An 18,557-nucleotide genomic window follows, 5' to 3' on the forward strand; every position below is an offset into this window, starting at 1 on the left:
AGCTCGTGGGGCTCGCCAATGGTTTTCCGGGCGCAGCGATAACCTGCGACCCATGAGTGCGATCGACGGAGTGAGCGACACCTTCGACCCTGACGCGTGGGACGTGGTCCCCGGGTTCGAGGGCCTGACCGACATGACCTACCACCGGGCGAAGGCGCACGGCACGGTCCGCATCGCGTTCGACCGCCCCGACGTGCTCAACGCGTTCCGCCCGCACACCGTCGACGAGCTGATCGCGACCCTGGAGCACGCGCGTACGTCGGCCGACGTGGGCTGCGTGCTGCTGACCGGCAACGGCCCGTCGGCGAAGTCGGGCAAGTACTCCTTCTGCTCCGGCGGCGACCAGCGCATCCGCGGCAAGGCCGGCTACCAGTACGAGGACAAGGAGATCGGCGCGGACGACACCGGCGCCGAGGCCCCGAGCCCCATCGACAAGGCCAAGCTCGCGCGCCTGCACGTGCTCGAGGCCCAGCGCCTGATCCGCTTCATGCCCAAGGTCGTCATCTGCGTGGTGCCGGGCTGGGCTGCCGGCGGCGGCCACTCGCTGCACGCGGTCGCCGACCTCACCATCGCGAGCCGCGAGCACGCGATCTTCAAGCAGACCGACGCCGACGTGGGCTCCTTCGACGGCGGCTACGGCTCGGCGTACCTCGCCCGCCAGGTGGGCCAGAAGTTCGCCCGCGAGATCTTCTTCCTCGGCGAGGCGTACGACGCCGAGACCATGCACCGCATGGGCGCGGTCAACCGCGTCGTCGACCACGCCGACCTGGAGAAGGTCGCGCTGGAGTGGGGCGCCAAGATCAACGGCAAGTCGCCGACGGCCCAGCGGATGCTCAAGTACTCGTTCAACCTGCTCGACGACGGCCTGGTCGGCCAGCAGCTCTTCGCCGGCGAGACCACGCGCCTGGCGTACATGACCGACGAGGCGCAGGAGGGCCGCGACCAGTTCGTCGAGAAGCGCGAGCCCGACTGGAGCCCGTACCCCTGGTACTACTGAGTCGCTCGGCCTCTCATTGAAGATGGCGGAAGGTTCGGGTCACCTGGTGACCTGGACCTTCCGCCATTCTTCTTCACAGGACCTCCTCGTGGCTGACCACCGGCAGCCCCAACGCCTCACCCACGGGAGCACTGGTCAGCAGACCCGCGTGGGTGCTCAACCCGCGCGCCAGGCTCTGGTCTGCCCGCAAGGCGTCGCGCCAGCCCCGATCGGCCAGGGCGACGGCGTACGGCAAGGTCGCGTTGGTCAGGGCGTACGTCGAGGTGTTCGGCACGGCGCCCGGCATGTTGGCGACGCAGTAGAACGTCGAGCCGTGCACCTGGTAGGTCGGGTCGTCGTGCGTGGTCGCACGGGAGTCCTCGAAGCAGCCGCCCTGGTCGATGGCGATGTCGACGAGCACGGAGCCCGGCTTCATCTGGGCCACCAGGTCGTTGCTGACCAGCTTGGGAGCGGCAGCACCGGGGATCAGCACGGCGCCGATCACCAGGTCGGCCTCGCGCACCTGGTCCTCGATCACCAGCCGGGAGGAGGCCAGGCCGTGCACCCGGTTGTCGTAGCGCCAGAACGACATCCGCAGCTTGTCGAGGTCGGTGTCGAGCAGGGTGACGTCGGCGCCCATGCCGAGCGCGATGTTGGCGGCGTTCTGGCCCGAGACGCCGGCGCCGATGATGACGACCTTCGCGTTGGCGACACCGCCGACGCCGCCCATGAGCACGCCGCGTCCGCCCTTCGCCGCGAGCAGGGAGTGCGCCCCGACCTGCGGCGCCAGGCAGCCGGCCACCTCCGACATCGGGTAGAGCAGCGGCAGCGCGCCGGAGGGCAGCTGGACGGTCTCGTACGCGATCGACGTGGTCCTGCGCGCGAGCAGCTCCTCGGTGAGCGGCTTGTTCGCGGCCAGGTGCAGGTAGGTGAAGAGCGTCAGGTCCTCGCGGAGCAAGTCGTACTCCGCGGCGACCGGCTCCTTGACCTTGAGCACCATGTCGGCGGAGCCCCACACCTCCTCAGCTGCGGGAACGATGGTGGCTCCCGCCGCGGCGTACTCCTCGTCGGTGATCGAGGAACCGACGCCGGCCCCCGACTCGACCAGCACCTGGTGGCCGCGCGAGACGAGCTCGTGGACACCGATGCGGGTGATGGCCACGCGGTACTCGTGGTTCTTGATCTCGCGGGGGACGCCGATGACGGTCATGGGTTCTGCTTCCTCTCGTCGGATGTCCCGCTCTCAGATGTCTCGGTGAGCAGGTCGTGCACGTGGCCGAGCGCCACCAGCACCTCCGTGAAGCTGGTGCTCAACGGGGAGAGACCGGCCCGCAGACCGCGCGGAGGGCGGAAGTCGGGGATCACGCCGCGCTGCCACAGGCCAGCGACGACCTCACGCATCGCGTCGTGCTCGAGCAGGACGTGGCTGCCGCGTCGGTCGGGGTCGGCGGGCGAGGCCACGGTGACCCCGAGGGGAGCGAGCAGCTCCTCGCTGACCCGGATCGCGTACGCCGTCAGCAGCACCGACTTGGCGCGGACGGCAGGCATGCCCGCCTCCTCCACCAGGTCAAGCATGTCCGCCAGCGGCAGCATCCCCAGGATCGGCGGAGTGCCGCTGATGAACCGGCGCATGCCCTTGGCGGGCTCGTAGTCACCGCCCATGGCGAACGGCTCCGCGTGCCCCATCCACCCGGTGATCGGCTGGGCCAGGCGCTCCTGCAGCCGCTCGGCGACGTATGCGAACGCCGGGGCTCCCGGGCCTCCGTTGAGGTACTTGTAGGAGCAGCCGACCGCCAGGTCGACGTCGTCAGCGTCGAGGGCGAGCTCGACCGCCCCCGCGGAGTGGCAGAGGTCCCAGAGCACCAGCGCCCCGACCTCGTGAGCGGCGGCGGTGATCGCCGGCAGGTCCGCGACGTACGCCGACTTGTAGGCGACGTGGCTGAGCAGGACCACGGCCGTACGCGCAGAGACCGCCTCGCGCACCTGGTCAACGGTCACCCCGGCGGCGGGATCCGGCGAGATCCAGCGCACGGTCAGGTCGCGCTCGGCGGCGACGGACTCGACGAGGAACCGGTCGGTGGGGAAGTTCTCGGTGTCGGCGACGATCTCGGTGCGCTCGGGCGAGGCGTCCACGGCCGCCCGCAGCAGCTTGTAGAGCAGCACCGTCGTGGAGTCGGCGACGGTGGTCTGGCCCGCCGCCGCGCCCAGGACCACCCGTCCGAGCTGGTCGCCCAGCACCAGGGGCTGGTCCATCCACTTCTCGTCCCAGGCGCGGATCAGGCGCTCGCCCCACTCGTCCGCGACGAAGGAGCCGATGCGGTCACGCGTACGCGCCAGCGGACGGCCGAGCGAGTTGCCGTCGAGGTAGGCGACGACGCCCTCGGGCAGGACGAAGGCGTCACGGAAGGACGCCAGCGGGTCGGTCGCGTCGAGCTGCTCGGCCTCCTGGCGCAGGCGCTCCGGCAGGTGGTCAGGCAGGTTCTCAGGGGGCACGGTTCTCCTCCAGCGATGCGACGTCGAAGCGACGGCAGTCGGCCAGCCACGCGACGACCTCGTCGGCGGTCTGGGGCAGCGGACGGGGCGAGACGAGCAGCCGCTCGACCGAGAACGGGCCCGGACCGGTCGCTGAGGGCGTGCTGGTGAGCGCGGCGAGCAGCTCATCGCCGGCCAGCCCCGCCTCGCCCAGCGCCCGGATCTCGGCCGGGTTCACCCCGGCGGGTGCGGGTCCGTTGCCGGCGTCGGTGCCGTAGACGACCCGGCCCCCGAGCGCGCGGAACCGGCGTACGTTGTCGATCGCGCGCTGCCGGTCACCGTCGTCGTGGATCGCCAGCGTGGAGCACCAGGTCATCGACCGGCCGCGCCGCAGGAGCTCGTCCGGCAGCGCCTCGGTCCAGGGGGCGTGCACGAGCAGGTCGGCACCGGACTCGATGGCGCGCGCCGCCTGTCCGGGCCCTTCGGCGTGCACCCCCACCGGCAGGCCGGCGGCGTGGGCCGCGTCGACGAGCGCCGCCAGGGTCTCGTCGTCGAGCAGCGCCATGTCGGCGTGCAGGGCCACCTTGACCACGTCGTACGCCCCCGCGACGGCGTCGGCGACGGCCAGCCGCGCCTCGTCCGGAGAGGCGACGGTCCGGATCGCGTCGTCCGGCGCCCAGGACCGGCCTGACGGATAACCCCCCGGTGCGGTGTGGAACGGGCCCGCCACCGCAACCCGGACACCGCTCGGCGGGTGGACCCGCCAGTGCAGGACGGCGTCCGGATCCCAACCGAGGTCGTGCACCTCGACCACGGGCGAGTCGGCCAGGTCGGCGAGGTCGACGAGCCCGAGGTGGACGTGCCGGTCGACCAGCCCCGGGAGGACCGTGACCGGCTCGGGCTGCACGCCCGCAGGCAGAGGTCCGATCCGCTGCAGGACGCCGTCGCAGACTCGGAGCAACGACGGGCCGTGACGCTGGCCGTCCCAGAAGTCGGCGACGGCGTGATCAGGCACCGATGTCCGTCCGGACGCTGTAGAGCTCGGGGAAGAAGGTCAGGTCGAGCGCCCGCTTGAGGAAGTCGACCCCCGAGCTGCCGCCGGTGCCGACCTTGAACCCGATCGTGCGTTGCACCGTGCGCAGGTGGCGGAAGCGCCAGAACTGGAAGGCATCCTCGAGGTCGACGAGGTCCTCGCAGACCGCGTACGCCCCCCAGTGCGCCTCGGGGTCGGCGTAGATCTCGCCGAAGACCGGGATGAGTGCGGGGACCTCGACCCACGGCTGACGGACGTCACGCTCGAGGACCTCGGCCGGGACGTCGAACCCCTGGCGCGCGAGGTGGCGCAGGAACTCGTCGTAGACCGTGGGCTCGTCGAGCAGCTGCGCGAGACCGGCCCGGATCTCGGGCTTGGCGTCGAACACCGGGAGGATCGCGGCGTTCTTGTTGCCGAGGATGAACTCCACCGACCGGTACTGGTGGGACTGGAACCCCGACGAGGAGCCCAGGAAGCCGCGGAACTCGACGTACTCGGTGGGCGTGAGCGTGGCCAGCACCGACCACTGCTCGGCGAGGGTGCGGAAGATGTGCTTGACCCGGGCGAGCGCCTTGCGGGCCCGGCTCGTCTCGTCGGCCGCGAGGTAGCGGCGCACCGAGGTGAGCTCGTGCAGCACCAGCTTGAACCAGAGCTCCGTGGTCTGGTGCTGCACGATGAAGAGCAGCTCGTCGGGATGCTCGGGAGTGCTCAGCGGGTGCTGCGCCGAGAGCAGCTGGTCCAGTCCCAGGTAGGTGCCGTAGTCCAGGGCGGTCGAGAAGTCCGTGCGGATCCCGTCCTCGAGCGGACGTTCGCCGGGGCCGTGTGCCATCGGGCCGACCACCTTTCGAGTCTGGGTGCGTTGACCCTCCCCATCCTCACCCAGGTGGCCTCACACGTCACGCGACCGGCGTCCGCCACACCGTGCGCGTCAGGACCTGGCGACCTGCCGCCAGCCCCTCCGGCCACCGAGCATGGTCACCCCCGCCACGACCAACGACGCCACCACACAGCCCAGCAGCAGCGCCCAGGGCAACCCCGCGGGGTCGATCTCTTCTCCGGTCAGCGTGAGCCAGGTGTTGCCACCGAACCAGCCGACCAGGACCGCACTCACCCCACCGATGAGCAGCGGCACCAGCGCTTCGAGTCCTTGGGCCCGCCGCAGGACGCCGGGGGCAGTGCCGAGCTTGCGCAGTGAGGCGTCCTGCTGGCGGTGGGCGCAGGCGCGGTCGACCATCGCGACCGTCAGCGTGAACGTCCCGAGCAGGAGGAGCAGCGCTGCGATCAACCGCGCCAGGAAGAAGAGGCCCTGGGTGAAGTCGTAGTCCTGGCTGTCGTTCATCGAGAAGCCGCCGACCCCGGCCCGGTCCAGGGCCGACATCAGGTCGCGCCCGGGCGGCGCCAGCACGATCAGGCGGTGCCCGGTCACGGCGACCAGGTCGGCCATCCCGGGCGTGCTCGGCGGGACCACGAGGTCCACCCCGCCAGCCACCCGCCAGTCGTAGAGCTCACCGGAGGGCACCCGCACCGCGGCGGAGAGATCCAGCGGCGCGGACACGTCCGCGGGCTGCTCCCCGTCAAAACGCACAGGGGTGGCTCTCCCCGACCTGGCAGCGAGGAGGTCGGCACGGAAGTCGCCCATCAGGACGCGGTCGTCGACGCAGCCGTCGACCTCGGCGCCCACCGCGGTCAGGTCGGCGCAGGTGGCCACCACGCCCAGCAACGCCTCGTCGTCGGGGTCCTGACCCTCGACGCCGACCATGACGACGGGCAGGTCGACCACGTCCTCGATGCCCTGCGCCCCTTCGAGCCGAGCCACCGTCGCCGCTGCCGCTGACGCAGCGACCGGCACCTCGGCCGCCTGCCCCCGACTGAGGTTGCGCTCCCCCTCCCCGTACTGCGCCACGTCCTCGAAGGCTGCCAGGACACCCGGGGCCCCGGCGAGCACCGCCAGCACGGCCATCAGGGTGGCGACGACGCGCAGCACGGCCCCCGGTCGCGCCTGGAGGCGCCGAGCAGCGATCGTCGCTTCCGGCGAGCGAGCCACCCTCACCCCCAGGTCGGCGACGAGGCCGACGAGGACGGGAGCAGCGAGCAGCAGGCCGAGGACGGCGAGGGCGACGCCCGCCATGACGACGTACGCCTGGGCATCGCTGACGAAGCCGTCCGACGGACGGCGCATCGCCCAGGTGCACGCCGCGAGTCCGACCAGGAGGGGAAGGAGGCGCCACAGACCCGCACCTCGGGTCGCGGCGGCCGGTTCGACGCCCGGATCGACGCCTCGCTCGGACGACTCCGTGGGCGGCCAGGCAGCCACCACGACCGCCACCGCCGGCACGCCCACCAGCACGGCGGCCCACCCCCACAGCGGGACCGCGAGGAGCCCCGGGTTCCACGGCTGCCCAGCCACGTCGATCCGCTGCACCAGCGCGAGGAGCAGCGCGAAGAGCGGGACCCCCAGCAGCACCCCCGTGACGCTGGCGATCCCCACCTCCACCCCCGCGACGAGCCGCGTACGGGTCGCACTGAGACCGAGGCGGCGGAGGTTGGCGAGCGTCACTTCCCGCTCGCGGATCTGCAGCTTCGCGACCGTGGCCACCATCGCGACCACCGGGAGCGCCACCATCGCGACGGTGCCGGCGATGACGACACCGACCTCGCTGGAGTAGGCACCGGCGCCGACCAGCCGGTCCCGGGCCACGCTCCAGACCAGCAGCAGGGCGGCGACGCCCAGGGCCGTGGCGACCGCGACCGCGACGCTGCGCAGCCGCTGCTCCTTCGACCCCCAGGCGAGGCGGATCCCCAGGGTCAGGACGCTGCTCATCGGACCGCCCCCTGACCGGACGCGACGACCACGCCGTCGCTCAGCGTCACCAGCCGGTCGAGGTGCGAGGCCACCAGGTTGTCGTGGGTGACCACGAGCAGGGTGGCGCCGGCGCGGCGTACGAGCATGACCAGCGCGTCCATCACGGCCTCGGCGTTGAGGCTGTCCAGCGCCCCGGTGGGCTCGTCCGCCAGCACCACGGTCGGCTCGTGCACCACCGCCCGGGCGACGGCGGCGCGTTGGGCCTGGCCACCCGAGACCGTGCTCGTACGCCGGTGGGCGACGTCCGCGACCCCCAGCTCGGCCAGCAGGTCCTGGGCGCGGCGGCGAGCCTCGGCCCGCTTCACGCCGAGCAGCTGCAACGGCAGGGCGACGTTCTCGATGACGGTCATCTCGGGCACCAGGTCGCCGTGCTGGAAGACCACGCCGATCCGTTCGAGACGCAGGCGACTGCGGTCGCGGTCACCGAGGCCGCTGAGCTCGACCCCGTCGAGGTGGACGACGCCGGTGTCGGGCACCAGCACCCCGGCCAGGCAGTGCAGCAGGCTCGACTTCCCGGAGCCGGACGCCCCCATCAGCGCCGTGCTGGTGCCGGGATCGAGGCGCAGCGAGGCGCCCCGCAGCGCGGGAGTGGGGCCGTAGGAGAGCGTGAGGTCGCGCGCGGTGATCATCGGTCAGCCCTGCCCGACGCCGCCGCGAGGGCCTGACGGGTCTGGTCCAGACGGGCTCCGGACTCCTCGATCCACCGCAGGTCGGCGTCGAGGTGGGCCAGCTCGTAGGTCACCGCCAGGAGGTCGGCCCCGCTGGCGTCGCGTCGCACCTTCTGGAGCTCGCGCATGCGGGTGAGGTGGGCCTCGCGCTGCCCGGCGAGCACCTGGGTGGCGTCCCGGCCCGAGAGCAACGCGACGGTGAGCCGGGCGTACAGGGTGGACGTGGCGAAGAGGTCGGGCTCCTGCGGCGTCGAGACCCACGCGTCGAGGGCCGTGACGCCGTCCGGAGTGATCTCGTAGAGCCGCCGGTCAGGGCCGTGGCCGGCCTCGACGTCGGCGAGCGCCACGAAGCCCTTCTTCTCGAGCCGGGTGAGGGTGGCGTAGACCTGACCGAAGGCGAGCGGACGCTTGTGCGCGAACCACCGGTCGTAGTCCTGCTTGAGGGTGTAGCCGTGGGCCGGGGCAGGTTCCAGCAGCGCCAGCAGGGCGTCCGAAGTGCTCATGCTGGGCGACTATACACATGGTGTATAGATGGGGCGAGTAGTTGTCTCGGCGCGTCAGCCAGGTGTCGAGTGGCGCGGAGGACCGACCGGTTGCCCCACCCTCCCCGGGCCGTTACCGTCGAAGGACCGAGCACTCAGCGGACTCCGGGGGAGTGCTTCGCAGGCCGACCGAGAGGCGTGCCCATGTTGCACCGCAGGCAATCTGTCCGGGACGCGATGGAGGACGACGTCTTCGCCTCCCGCGACCTGTCGGAGGCGATCCCGAAATATCGCTTCCCGCAGGATGAGCACGTCGCCGAGCACGTCTTCCAGCTCGTGCACGACGAGCTGATGCTCGACGGCAACTCACGCCAGAACCTGGCCACCTTCTGCCAGACGTGGGTGGAGCCGGAGGTCAACGAGCTGCTGCGGCTCTCGGTCGACAAGAACATGATCGACAAGGACGAGTATCCGCAGACCGCCGAGCTCGAGGCGCGCTGCGTCCACATGCTCGCCGACCTGTGGAACAGTCCCGACGCGGCCGACACCATGGGCACCTCGACCACCGGGTCGAGCGAGGCAGCGATGCTGGGCGGGATGGCCCTGCTGTGGAAGTGGCGCGCACGCCGCCGGGCCGAAGGGAAGTCGACCGACCGCCCCAACCTGGTCACCGGACCGGTGCAGATCTGCTGGCACAAGTTCACCCGCTACTGGGACGTCGAGCACCGCGAGATCCCCATGGAGGGCGACCGGCTGCTCATGGACCCCGACGAGGTGCTGAAGCGTGTCGACGAGAACACCATCGGCGTCGTGCCCACCCTGGGCGTCACCTTCACCTGCCAGTACGAGCCCGTGGCCGACGTCGCGGCGGCGCTCGACCAGCTCCAGGACGAGACCGGGCTCGACGTGCCGATGCACGTCGACGGCGCCAGCGGCGGGTTCATCGCTCCCTTCGTGGAGCCCGACCGGGTCTGGGACTTCCGACTGCCACGGGTGAAGTCGATCAACGCCTCGGGGCACAAGTTCGGGCTGGCCCCGCTGGGGGTCGGCTGGGTGGTGTGGCGCGACGCCGACGACCTGCCCGACGACCTCGTCTTCCACGTCAACTACCTCGGTGGCGACATGGCGGTCTTCGCGCTCAACTTCTCCCGCCCCGGGGGTCAGGTCGTGGCCCAGTACTACAACTTCCTGCGACTGGGACGCGAGGGCTACCGCAAGATCCACGAGGCCAGCTACGCCACCGCCCGCTACCTGGCCGACGAGATCACCGCGATGGGTCCCTTCGAGATGATCTACGACGGACGAGGCGGGATCCCCGGGCTGGCCTGGAAGATCACACCGGGCGCGGACCCGGGGTTCAACCTCTTCGACCTGGCCGACCGGCTCCGTACGCGTGGCTGGCAGGTGCCCGCGTACACGCTGCCTCCGCACCGCGAGGACCTTGCCATCCAACGCATCCTCGTCCGCCACGACGTCAGTCGCGACATGGCCTCGCTGCTCCTGGACGACTTCCGCCGCTCCTTGGACGTGCTGGGGAAGCACGCGCCCAAGGCATCGTTCACCGCCGAGGAAGGCACGGGATTCCACCACTGAGGGGTGCCCCGTCCCGCGGCATCCCTCACGAGCCGCCTCGGCCCCTTCGACATGCGACATCCCGGCACGCAAGGACGTAGTGTCGCGAGACGGAGCCGTCCAGGCTTCCTCTCAGAGAGATCCGCCCATGAGTGACAAGTCACCGCGGCAAGGCATGACCAAGAAGTCTGACAAGTCTCTCAAGGAGAAGCGCGCCGACAAGCGCGCCGAGGCCTCCGGCCAGACACTCTCCGGCCAGGCCGCTTCCGACCAGGCACGCCAGGGCAGGAAGAAGTGACTCTCCTCGGACTCGGCGTGATCGGCTCGTCCTCCATGGAGAACGAGCACCGCCTCCCGCTCCACCCGGACCACATCCCCGGCCTCGACGCCGACCTCCGCGCCCGGATGAGGCTCGAGCACGGCTACGGCGCCCGGTTCGGCGTCTCCGACGACGATCTTGCCGAGCACGTGGCCGGGTTCGCGTCGCGCGAGGAGCTGCTGGCCGAGTCCGACGTCGTCCTGCTCCCGAAGCCGCAGCACGCCGATGTCGCCGCGATGGGCACCGGCACCGTGCTGTGGGGCTGGCCGCACTGCGTGCAGGACGCCGAGCTCACCCAGATCGCCATCGACCGGCAGCTCACGCTGATCGCCTTCGAGGCGATGAACCACTGGCGCAGCGACGGCGGCTTCGGCCTGCACGTCTTCCACAAGAACAACGAGCTGGCCGGCTACAGCTCGGTGCTGCACTCGCTCGCGCTGGCGGGCCTGACGGGCGACTACGGGCGCCGCCTGAGCGCCGTGGTGATCGGCTTCGGTGCCACCGCGCGCGGAGCCGTGACTGCGCTCAAGGCGCACGGGGTGCACGACGTCGCGGTCCTCACCCACCGGGGCGTGACGGCCGTGGGTTCACCGATCCACTCGGTGCTGATCCGGCAGTTCGACCACGATCCCGACGACGCCGACGTGAGCCACGTGATCACTGACGCGGGCCGTGAGCCCCTGGCGGGCTACCTCGCCGAGAACGACATCGTCGTCAACTGCACGCTCCAGGACCCCAACCACCCGCTCATGTACCTGCGCGACGACGACCTGGCCGCCTTCAGGCCGGGCAGCCTCATCGTCGACGTCTCCTGCGACCGAGGCATGGGCTTCAGCTGGGCGCGACCGACGACCTTCGACGAGCCGACGTTCGTCGTGGGCGACAACATCCTCTACTACGGCGTGGACCACAGCCCGTCCTACCTGTGGAACTCCGCCACCTGGGAGAACAGCAACGCGCTGATCCCCTTCATCCGCCCGGTGCTCGAGGGAGCCAGCGGCTGGGACGCCGACGAGACCCTGTCCCGAGCGATCGAGATCCGCGAGGGACGGGTGGTCAACCCGGCGATCCTCACCTTCCAGGGACGCGCGGAGACACACCCGTACGCCCTGGACTGAGGCCGGCGCCGAGCGCCGACCACGTCAGGCGAAGAGCTCGCGGACGTCGTCGGCATCCAGGCCGCTGCCCACTGCTCCCTCGCCCGAGAAGACCGCGGCGAAGAGGTCGGCCTTGCGCTGCTTGAGCGCCATCACCTTCTCCTCGATGGTGCCGGCGGAGACCAGGCGGTAGACCATCACGTGCTGCGACTGGCCGATGCGGTGCGCCCGGTCGACCGCCTGGTTCTCGGCGGCCGGGTTCCACCACGGGTCGAGCACGAAGACGTAGTCGGCCTCGGTCAGGGTCAGGCCCACCCCGCCGGCCTTGAGGCTGATCAGGAACGCGTCGCCGTCGCCCTCCTTGAAGGCCTCGATCTCGGCGCCCCGGTGGCGGGTCGAGCCGTCGAGGTAGCGCACCGTCAGACCGGCGGCCTCGATCCGCCGGCGTGCCCGCTTGAGGAAGCTGGTGAACTGGCTGAAGACCAGCGCGCGGTGGCCCTCGGCGGACAGCTCGACGAGGTGCTCGACCAGGGCATCGAGCTTCGCCGAGCCGATGCCCTCGTGCTCCTCGTCGACGAGCGCCGGGTCGAGGCTCAGCTGGCGCAGGCGGGTCAGCGCACTGAAGATCGCCACCCGGTTGCTGCCGAAGTCGTCGACCAGGCCGAGGATCGACTGCCGCTCGCGCTGCAGCCAGGTGTCGTAGATGCGCTGGTGGGCCGCGCCCAGCGGCACCAGGAGCACCTGCTCCTGCTTGGGCGGCAGGTCGGCGGCGACGAGGTCCTTCGTACGCCGCAGCACGAACGGCCGCACCCTCGCGCGGAAGCGGGCCAACGCCTCGGGGTCACCGCGCTTCTCGACCGGCTGCACCACCTGCTCGAGGAACTTCTGCGGCCACGGATAGAGCCCCGGCGCCGTGATCGACAGCAACGACCACAGCTCCATCAGCCTGTTCTCGAAGGGCGTCCCGGTCACGGCCAGCCGGAACGGCGCCTCCACCCGGCTCACGGCCTGGTAGGTCTTGCTCTGGTGGTTCTTGATCGCCTGCGCCTCGTCGAGCACGAGCCCGCCCCACTCCCGATCGGCGTAGGCATCGGCCTCCAACCGCAGCAGCGTGTACGAGGTCACGACGACGTCGGCTCCCGCCACGACCTCGGCGAAGGACTCCCGGCGACGGGCCGCGGAGGCCTCCACCACCGTCACCGTGAGCCCTGGCGTGTGCCGCGCTGCCTCCGAGGCCCACGCCGTCATCACGCTCGTCGGTGCGACCACCAGGAACGGCGCTGCACCCTGAGCCCGCGCGTGGCTGATCAGGGCCAACGTCTGCAGCGTCTTGCCCAGCCCCATGTCGTCGGCGAGGATCCCGCCGAGGCCGAGCTGCCAGAGCAGCGCCAGCCAGCGGATCCCGTCCTGCTGGTAGGGCCGGGGCGTGCTCACCAGGCCGCTCACCTCGACCTCGGGCAAGCCGTCGATCCCGATCAACGCCTGCGCCGCCTCCACCCAGCGGGCGGCCCGGGCGTCCATCACGCCGAGCTCCGCGAGCTCGGCCCACAGGCCCAGGTCGTGCTCGCCGACCCGCAGCCCGTCACGGCGGGCCTCCTTGATCTCCCCCGCCGCGGCGACCAGCTCGGCCAGACGCCTGAACTCCGGGCGATCGGTCGCCAGGTGCAGGCCGCTCGGCAGCACCAGCCGCGGCTGTCCGGTGGTGAGCGCGGACAGCAGGTCGGTGAGCGGCACCTGCTCGCCCTCGACGTCGATCACCACCCGGAGGTCGAGCCAGTCGGTGGACGCCCCCTCGACGTCGTCGTCGGGCGCAGCGAACTCGATCGTGGGGGCCTCCACGGCGCCGCGGAAGTCGGGCCGCTGCCCGGTCTCCACGACCTCGATGCCCTCGTGGGCCTCGAGCCGGGGGAGGTCGTCGGCGACGAAGTCGACCGCGGCCGAGCCGGCCACGCCTGCGCGGGGCTGGAGGTGGTCCCACTCCCCAGCAGCGGCGAGCAGCGCGCGCTCGGCAGCAGGACGACGTACGTTCAGGGCCCGGGCCCCGCCCTCGAGCGGGTAGGTGGTGCCGCCCTCCGCCGTCGGGTAGCGCCACTGCCACGTGACCTCGGCCCGCACCCCCTCCCAGGCGACGAGCACCTGCAGCCGCGGCGGTGCCTCGTCGACGAGCTCGAGGGAGCCGTCGGAGGAGGTGACCTCGAGGTGCTGGCGCAGCCGAGGCAGGTAGTCGGTCTCGAAGGCGGCGCGGTCAGCCGCCGGCACCGTGAGCCCGTGGCCGCGCTGGTGGAGCTGGGCCACGACCTCGGGCAGGCGCTGCTGCAGCGGTGCGAGCACGAGGTGCACCTTCGGGTGCGCCGCGGTCGAGTTCGCCCGCGCCGGCGAGACCAGGGCGACGGTGTGCGGCTCGCGGCCCAGCAGCAGCAGGTCGCCACCGCTGAAGAGCCTCCCGTCGTGCCACACCCCGAGGTCCAGCCGGGCACCGCCGTCGTCGGTCCGGACGTCGAGTGCCGCGACGACGGGGTCCGCCACGTGGACCGCGGAGACCCGCTCGCCGCCGATCAACGGGATCCCGGCTTCCTGGGCCTCGTGCAGCAGCTCGGGCAGCTGCGGACCGATCGTGGTCAGGTCCAGCACGTCGCGAGGCGCGGCCCCGGGGACGGCGCGGACGAACCGGTGCAGGACGGCGAGCTGGTCGAGGTCGTGCGTGTCGTCGTACTGCGGACTCTCGGCGTGCGCCCAGGTGATGCCGGTCTTGATCCAGTTGTCCCGGGCGCCCTGACGCATCGGGCGCAGCCACAGCCGGTGGGCGGCATCGTCGTGCGAGCGGTAGCGGCGCCGGGTCGGCACCGGGATCTCGAACTGCAGCGCCAGCTTGCGCCGTACGCCTGGGGCCGGCCGCTCCTGCTCGAGGGGGGTGAGCACCTGGTCGAGGCTGCGCTGCCAGGCAGGCGTGGCCGCGACCGGGCGCAGCGACTCCGCCGAGCGCACCTCCTGCAGCAAGGCCACCGCGTGCTTGCAGCGACGGACGACCGGGCAGTCGCAGGTGGAGTCGATCCGCGCGTCGTCGACGACGACGGTGACTCGGTAGGGCGCAGCCCGGCTGCCGACCACCGTCCCGGTGACCTCGAACGCGCCGTCGGCCAGGTCGGTGACCTTCAGGGACCGCACCCTGCGGGTCGCGGCGTACCTGCGCCCGCGAGCGATGGTGCCGGGGTCGAACGCCGCGTAGAGCGCAGCGTCGCTGATCGTCACCCGTGGCACGACGTCAAGGCTGTCACACCCGCGGGCGGGCCCACGGCACGGGACGCAAGGGTCCTAAGGCCCGTTCCCAAAGCGGCCGGGCGGGCGCACACTGCAAAGGAGTCCGTCGCAAGGAGGCCTGATGACCACCACCGCCGAGCTGCCCTCCCGTGCGGCGCCGTCGCCTCCGGTGGCCCTCGTCGGACGGGCCCGCATCGCGGCCTTCGCCACCATCGCGATGGGCATGCTGCTGGCAGCCCTCGACGCGACGATCGTCTCCACCGCGCTGCCCACGATCGTCGGCGACCTCGGCGGCGGCAACCACGTCTCGTGGGTGGTGACCTCCTACCTGTTGGCGCAGACCGCGACCACGGTGGTCGTGGGCAAGCTGGGTGACCAGTTCGGGCGTACGCGCGTCTTCCAGCTCAGCGTCGTCGTCTTCATCCTCGGTTCCGCCCTCTGCGGCCTGTCGGAGGGCATGGCGTGGCTGATCGGGTCGCGGGCGATCCAGGGGATCGGCGCGGGCGGCCTGTCCGTCACGGCGACCGCGCTGATCGCCGACATCATCCCGCTGCGAGAGCGCGGCAAGTTCCAGGGAGCGTTGGGCGCCGTCTTCGGGGTCGCGACCGTGATCGGCCCGCTCCTCGGAGGGCTGCTCACCGACGGCTTCAGCTGGCGCTGGTGCTTCTACGTCAACGTGCCGCTCGCCGCGCTCGTGATCCTCGCGGCCCGGTTCACGATCCCCCTCGTCCCCGGTGGGGCCAAGCCCCGGATCGACTACGCCGGCATGACCGCTGTGGCGCTGGGCGCCTCGATGCTGATCCTGGCGACCAGCTTCGGCGGCACGACCTACGCGTGGGGCTCCTGGCAGATCATCGGGCTCCTGGTGGGCGGTGTGGTGGTGCTCGGCGTCTTCGTGCTGATCGAGACCAGGGCCGCCGAGCCCATCCTGCCGATACGGCTCTTCCGGTCGAAGGTCTTCGCCGACTGCTGCGCACTGAGCTTCGTCGTGGGCTTCACGATGCTGGGGGCGATGACCTTCCTCCCGACGTTCTTCCAGTACGTCGAGGGCGCCAGCGCCACCTTCTCGGGGATCCGGATGCTGCCTCTGGTGATCGGGCTGATGATCACCGCGACGGCCAGCGGCAACGTCGTGAGCAAGACCGGCCACTACAAGATCTTCCCGGTCGTGGGCGGCCTGGTCATGGCCCTCGGCCTCTTCCTGCTCTCGCGGATGGACGCCTCGACCCGGGTGGACGTCTCGTCGCTCTACCTCTTCATCCTCGGCCTCGGCATCGGGATGAGCATGCAGATCCTCACGATCATCGTGCAGAGCTCGGTGGCGTACGCCGACCTCGGCGTCGCGACGTCGGGGGTGACCTTCTTCCGCACCATGGGAAGTGCCTTCGGCGCCGCCATCTTCGGGACGCTCTACTCCAACTTCCTCAAGGGCCGGCTCCCGGAGGCGATCGCCGAGAGTCCCGGGGTGAGACCAGCCGACCTGAAGACACCGAGCGCGCTGCATTCCTTGGACGCCGGCGTCATCAGCAAGATCGTCGATGCCTACGCCTACTCCCTCACGCACGTCTTCCTCTGGGCAGTGCCGGTGGCGCTGGTCGCGTTCGTCCTCGCGGTGCTGCTGCCGCGGGTGAAGCTCCACGACACCGTCGCGCCGGAGGCCAACGACCTCGGCTCCGGCTTCGCCGCCCCGGAGTCGCTGCACAGCGGGGAGATCCTGGCCCGCCGGATCGCGCAGCTGCTCTACGGAGAGCGGCGCGACCGGGTGCTCGAGCTGCTCCAGTCGGACGAACCCGACCTCAACGCGGCCGACGTCTGGGCGATCGTCCAGGTGAACGGGCTCACCGGGTCCGGGCGCCGGGCCGACGTGGTCCAGCTCGCGTGGTCGCGGCAGCTGCCGTCCGCGGTCCTGGAGCCGATCTTCCGCAGGGTGTCGGAGGCGGGATACGTCGAGGGCCCCCTGGACGACCTCACCCTGACCCCCCGTGGCCATGCCGCGGTGGACCGGCTCCGCGAGAGCCTCACCCAGTGGGTCCTCACCCACCTGGAGGGGATGGGCGACGAGGACCCCGACGACGTGCGTGACGCGATCGCCACCTCGGTCCGGCGCATCGTGATCGAGCGTGCCGACCCGCCGGAGAAGTCGGCCCCGCCGGACGCGGACCTACCGGACGCTGCCTGACGCTGCCTGAGCGCGGCAGGATGGGGCCGTGACCGACCCCGGGACGCCCACCGCCGACGACGTACGCTCCGCCCTCGCCCGGGTCGCCGACCCTGACGACGCGCTCAACCACGCGCGGTTCTTCCAGACCCAGCCCGGCGGCTACGGCGAGGGCGACGTCTTCATCGGCGTGCGCGTGCCGAAGGTGCGGACGGTGGCGAAGACGTACGCCGCCCTCCCGCTCGTCGAGATCCGCGACCTGCTGGACGACGTCGAGCACGAGCACCGCCTCACGGCCCTGGTCATCGCGGTCGAGGCCTTCAAGCGGGCGTTGCGCCCGCGTACCCGCGACGACGACCTGCGCCGACGCCTCCACGCGCTCCACCTCGACGCGGTGCGGGCCGGGTGCGTCGACAACTGGGACCTGGTCGATGTCTCCGCCGAGTGGCTGGTCGGCGAGCACGTGCGTACGTCCGGGGCCGGCACCGCCCTCATCCACACGCTCGCGGGCGACGAGGACCTGTGGCGGCGCCGCGTCGGGATCCTCGCGACCTTCGCCCACACCAAGGCGGGCGACCCACAACCGACGTTCGCCGTGGCCGAGCAGGTGCTGGCCGACCGGCGCGACCTCGTCCAGAAGGCGACGGGCTGGATGCTGCGTGAGGTCGGGAAGCGGATCGACCGCGCCCAGCTCGTCGACTTCCTCACCGAGCACGCGGGAGACATGGGGCGCACCGCACTCTCCTACGCCACCGAGCACCTGGACGCCGACCTCCGCGCGCACCTGCGGTCGCTGCCGCCGTCGTCGACGTGACTAGTGACCACCAGGTGGACACAATGGATGGCTGGCGTCCCGGCCGGGGTGCCCGAAGGACGCCGAGCAGCGGCACACCACCCCAGGAGATTCGCGCATGAAGGTCGTCGTGCTGACAGGAGCCGGCATCTCCGCCGAGAGCGGCGTGCCGACCTTCCGCGACAGTGACGGACTGTGGGAGGGCCACGACGTCATGGAGGTGGCCACGCCCGAGGGCTTCGCCGCCAACCCCGTGCTCGTGCAGCGCTTCTACGACCTGCGCCGCGCCCACCTCGCCAAGGTCGAGCCCAACGCGGCGCACGTCGCGCTCGCCCGTCTCGAGGAGTCGCTCGGCGACGACCTGCTCGTGATCACCCAGAACGTCGACGACCTGCACGAGCGTGCCGGCTCGACCCGGGTGCTGCACATGCACGGCGAGCTGCTCTCCGCGCTGTGCCTCTCCTGCGGGGCGCGCTTCCCCTGGGAGACCGACCTCTCCGACTCCCCGCCCTGCCCCGCCTGCGGAGAGTCCACCCTGCGCCCCGACGTGGTGTGGTTCGGCGAGATCCCCTACCGCATGGACGAGGCGCTCCAGGCCCTCCAGGAAGCCGACCTCTTCGTCGCGGTCGGCACCTCGGCCCAGGTGCAGCCAGCGGCCGCCTTCGTCCACTGGGCCGCCGAGCAGGGCGCCCGGACGCTCGAGATCAACCTCGCCGGGACCATCTCCACCGACGACTTCGACGAGTCCCGGCAGGGCCGCGCGGGCGACCTCCTGCCGCAGTGGGTCGAGGAGCTCCTGGCCGAGGGCTGACCTGCCCGGCCCGCAGGGTTGACCTGCACCGCCCGCTGGGCTGACCTGCCCGCCC

At 71.5% G+C, this 18,557-nt stretch carries 15 protein-coding genes; 7 read left to right on the top strand and 8 right to left on the bottom strand.

Features of this window, described 5'->3' with window-relative positions; genetic code table 11:
• The first annotated feature begins 52 nt into the window (after nt 1–52).
• Entirely contained in the window at nt 53–997 is a 945-nt protein-coding gene (locus FCL41_RS16095; RefSeq protein WP_137064688.1) for a 1,4-dihydroxy-2-naphthoyl-CoA synthase, read from the top strand.
• A gap of 73 nt (nt 998–1,070) precedes the next feature.
• On the opposite strand, the gene ald is transcribed toward FCL41_RS16095, so the two are convergent.
• The 7 genes from ald to FCL41_RS16130 form a co-directional block, all read right to left on the bottom strand.
• Complete coding sequence (ald, locus tag FCL41_RS16100) at nt 1,071–2,186, bottom strand: alanine dehydrogenase (RefSeq protein WP_137064687.1); 1,116 nt, start codon at nt 2,184–2,186, stop codon at nt 1,071–1,073.
• Complete coding sequence (kynU, locus tag FCL41_RS16105) at nt 2,183–3,469, bottom strand: kynureninase (protein ID WP_239021685.1); 1,287 nt, start codon at nt 3,467–3,469, stop codon at nt 2,183–2,185. The genes ald and kynU overlap by 4 nt, the downstream gene beginning before the upstream one ends.
• Entirely contained in the window at nt 3,459–4,463 is a 1,005-nt protein-coding gene (locus FCL41_RS17565) for an amidohydrolase family protein (RefSeq protein ID WP_239021686.1), read from the bottom strand. Before FCL41_RS17565 ends, kynU begins: the two co-directional genes overlap by 11 nt.
• Nucleotides 4,456–5,310 (bottom strand): tryptophan 2,3-dioxygenase, encoded by an 855-nt coding sequence (locus FCL41_RS16115; RefSeq protein WP_137064686.1) that lies wholly within the window; start codon nt 5,308–5,310, stop codon nt 4,456–4,458. The genes FCL41_RS17565 and FCL41_RS16115 overlap by 8 nt, the downstream gene beginning before the upstream one ends.
• 99 nt (nt 5,311–5,409) lie before the next feature.
• Nucleotides 5,410–7,302 (bottom strand): hypothetical protein, encoded by a 1,893-nt coding sequence (locus tag FCL41_RS16120; protein ID WP_137064685.1) that lies wholly within the window; start codon nt 7,300–7,302, stop codon nt 5,410–5,412.
• Complete coding sequence (locus tag FCL41_RS16125; protein WP_137064684.1) at nt 7,299–7,973, bottom strand: ABC transporter ATP-binding protein; 675 nt, start codon at nt 7,971–7,973, stop codon at nt 7,299–7,301. The genes FCL41_RS16120 and FCL41_RS16125 overlap by 4 nt, the downstream gene beginning before the upstream one ends.
• Nucleotides 7,970–8,515 (bottom strand): PadR family transcriptional regulator, encoded by a 546-nt coding sequence (locus FCL41_RS16130; protein WP_137064683.1) that lies wholly within the window; start codon nt 8,513–8,515, stop codon nt 7,970–7,972. Before FCL41_RS16130 ends, FCL41_RS16125 begins: the two co-directional genes overlap by 4 nt.
• A 183-nt stretch (nt 8,516–8,698) precedes the next feature.
• Between FCL41_RS16130 and gad the strand changes: the two genes are divergently transcribed.
• The 3 genes from gad (at nt 8,699) to FCL41_RS16140 (ending at nt 11,503) form a co-directional block, all read left to right on the top strand.
• Nucleotides 8,699–10,087 carry a glutamate decarboxylase gene (gene gad, locus FCL41_RS16135; protein ID WP_212723053.1) on the top strand — a complete coding sequence of 463 codons (1,389 nt, stop codon included), beginning with the start codon at nt 8,699–8,701 and terminating at the stop codon, nt 10,085–10,087.
• Nucleotides 10,088–10,214: 127 nt separating this feature from the next.
• Nucleotides 10,215–10,364, top strand: coding sequence for a hypothetical protein (locus FCL41_RS17195; RefSeq protein WP_170970163.1), 150 nt, complete (start codon nt 10,215–10,217; stop codon nt 10,362–10,364).
• Nucleotides 10,361–11,503, top strand: coding sequence for a N(5)-(carboxyethyl)ornithine synthase (locus FCL41_RS16140; protein WP_212723052.1), 1,143 nt, complete (start codon nt 10,361–10,363; stop codon nt 11,501–11,503). The genes FCL41_RS17195 and FCL41_RS16140 overlap by 4 nt, the downstream gene beginning before the upstream one ends.
• A gap of 24 nt (nt 11,504–11,527) precedes the next feature.
• Here the strand turns inward: FCL41_RS16140 and FCL41_RS16145 are convergent, their stop codons facing one another.
• Nucleotides 11,528–14,740 carry a DEAD/DEAH box helicase gene (locus FCL41_RS16145; RefSeq protein ID WP_137064681.1) on the bottom strand — a complete coding sequence of 1,071 codons (3,213 nt, stop codon included), beginning with the start codon at nt 14,738–14,740 and terminating at the stop codon, nt 11,528–11,530.
• A 121-nt stretch (nt 14,741–14,861) separates the two neighbouring features.
• Between FCL41_RS16145 and FCL41_RS16150 the strand changes: the two genes are divergently transcribed.
• The 3 genes from FCL41_RS16150 to FCL41_RS16160 all read left to right on the top strand — a co-directional run bounded on the left by FCL41_RS16150 (nt 14,862) and on the right by FCL41_RS16160 (nt 18,502).
• Nucleotides 14,862–16,919 (top strand): MDR family MFS transporter, encoded by a 2,058-nt coding sequence (locus FCL41_RS16150; protein WP_137064680.1) that lies wholly within the window; start codon nt 14,862–14,864, stop codon nt 16,917–16,919.
• A gap of 28 nt (nt 16,920–16,947) precedes the next feature.
• A complete protein-coding gene (locus tag FCL41_RS16155) occupies nt 16,948–17,712 on the top strand; it encodes a DNA alkylation repair protein (RefSeq protein WP_137064679.1) in 765 nt (254 codons plus the stop codon).
• 97 nt (nt 17,713–17,809) lie between these two features.
• On the top strand, nt 17,810–18,502 hold the full coding sequence (locus FCL41_RS16160; protein ID WP_137064678.1) for an NAD-dependent deacylase: 693 nt from the start codon (nt 17,810–17,812) through the stop codon (nt 18,500–18,502).
• Nucleotides 18,503–18,557: the final 55 nt, after the last annotated feature.

It is taken from the genome of Nocardioides jishulii, from assembly GCF_006007965.1.
Taxonomy (GTDB): Bacteria; Actinomycetota; Actinomycetes; order Propionibacteriales; family Nocardioidaceae; genus Nocardioides; species Nocardioides jishulii.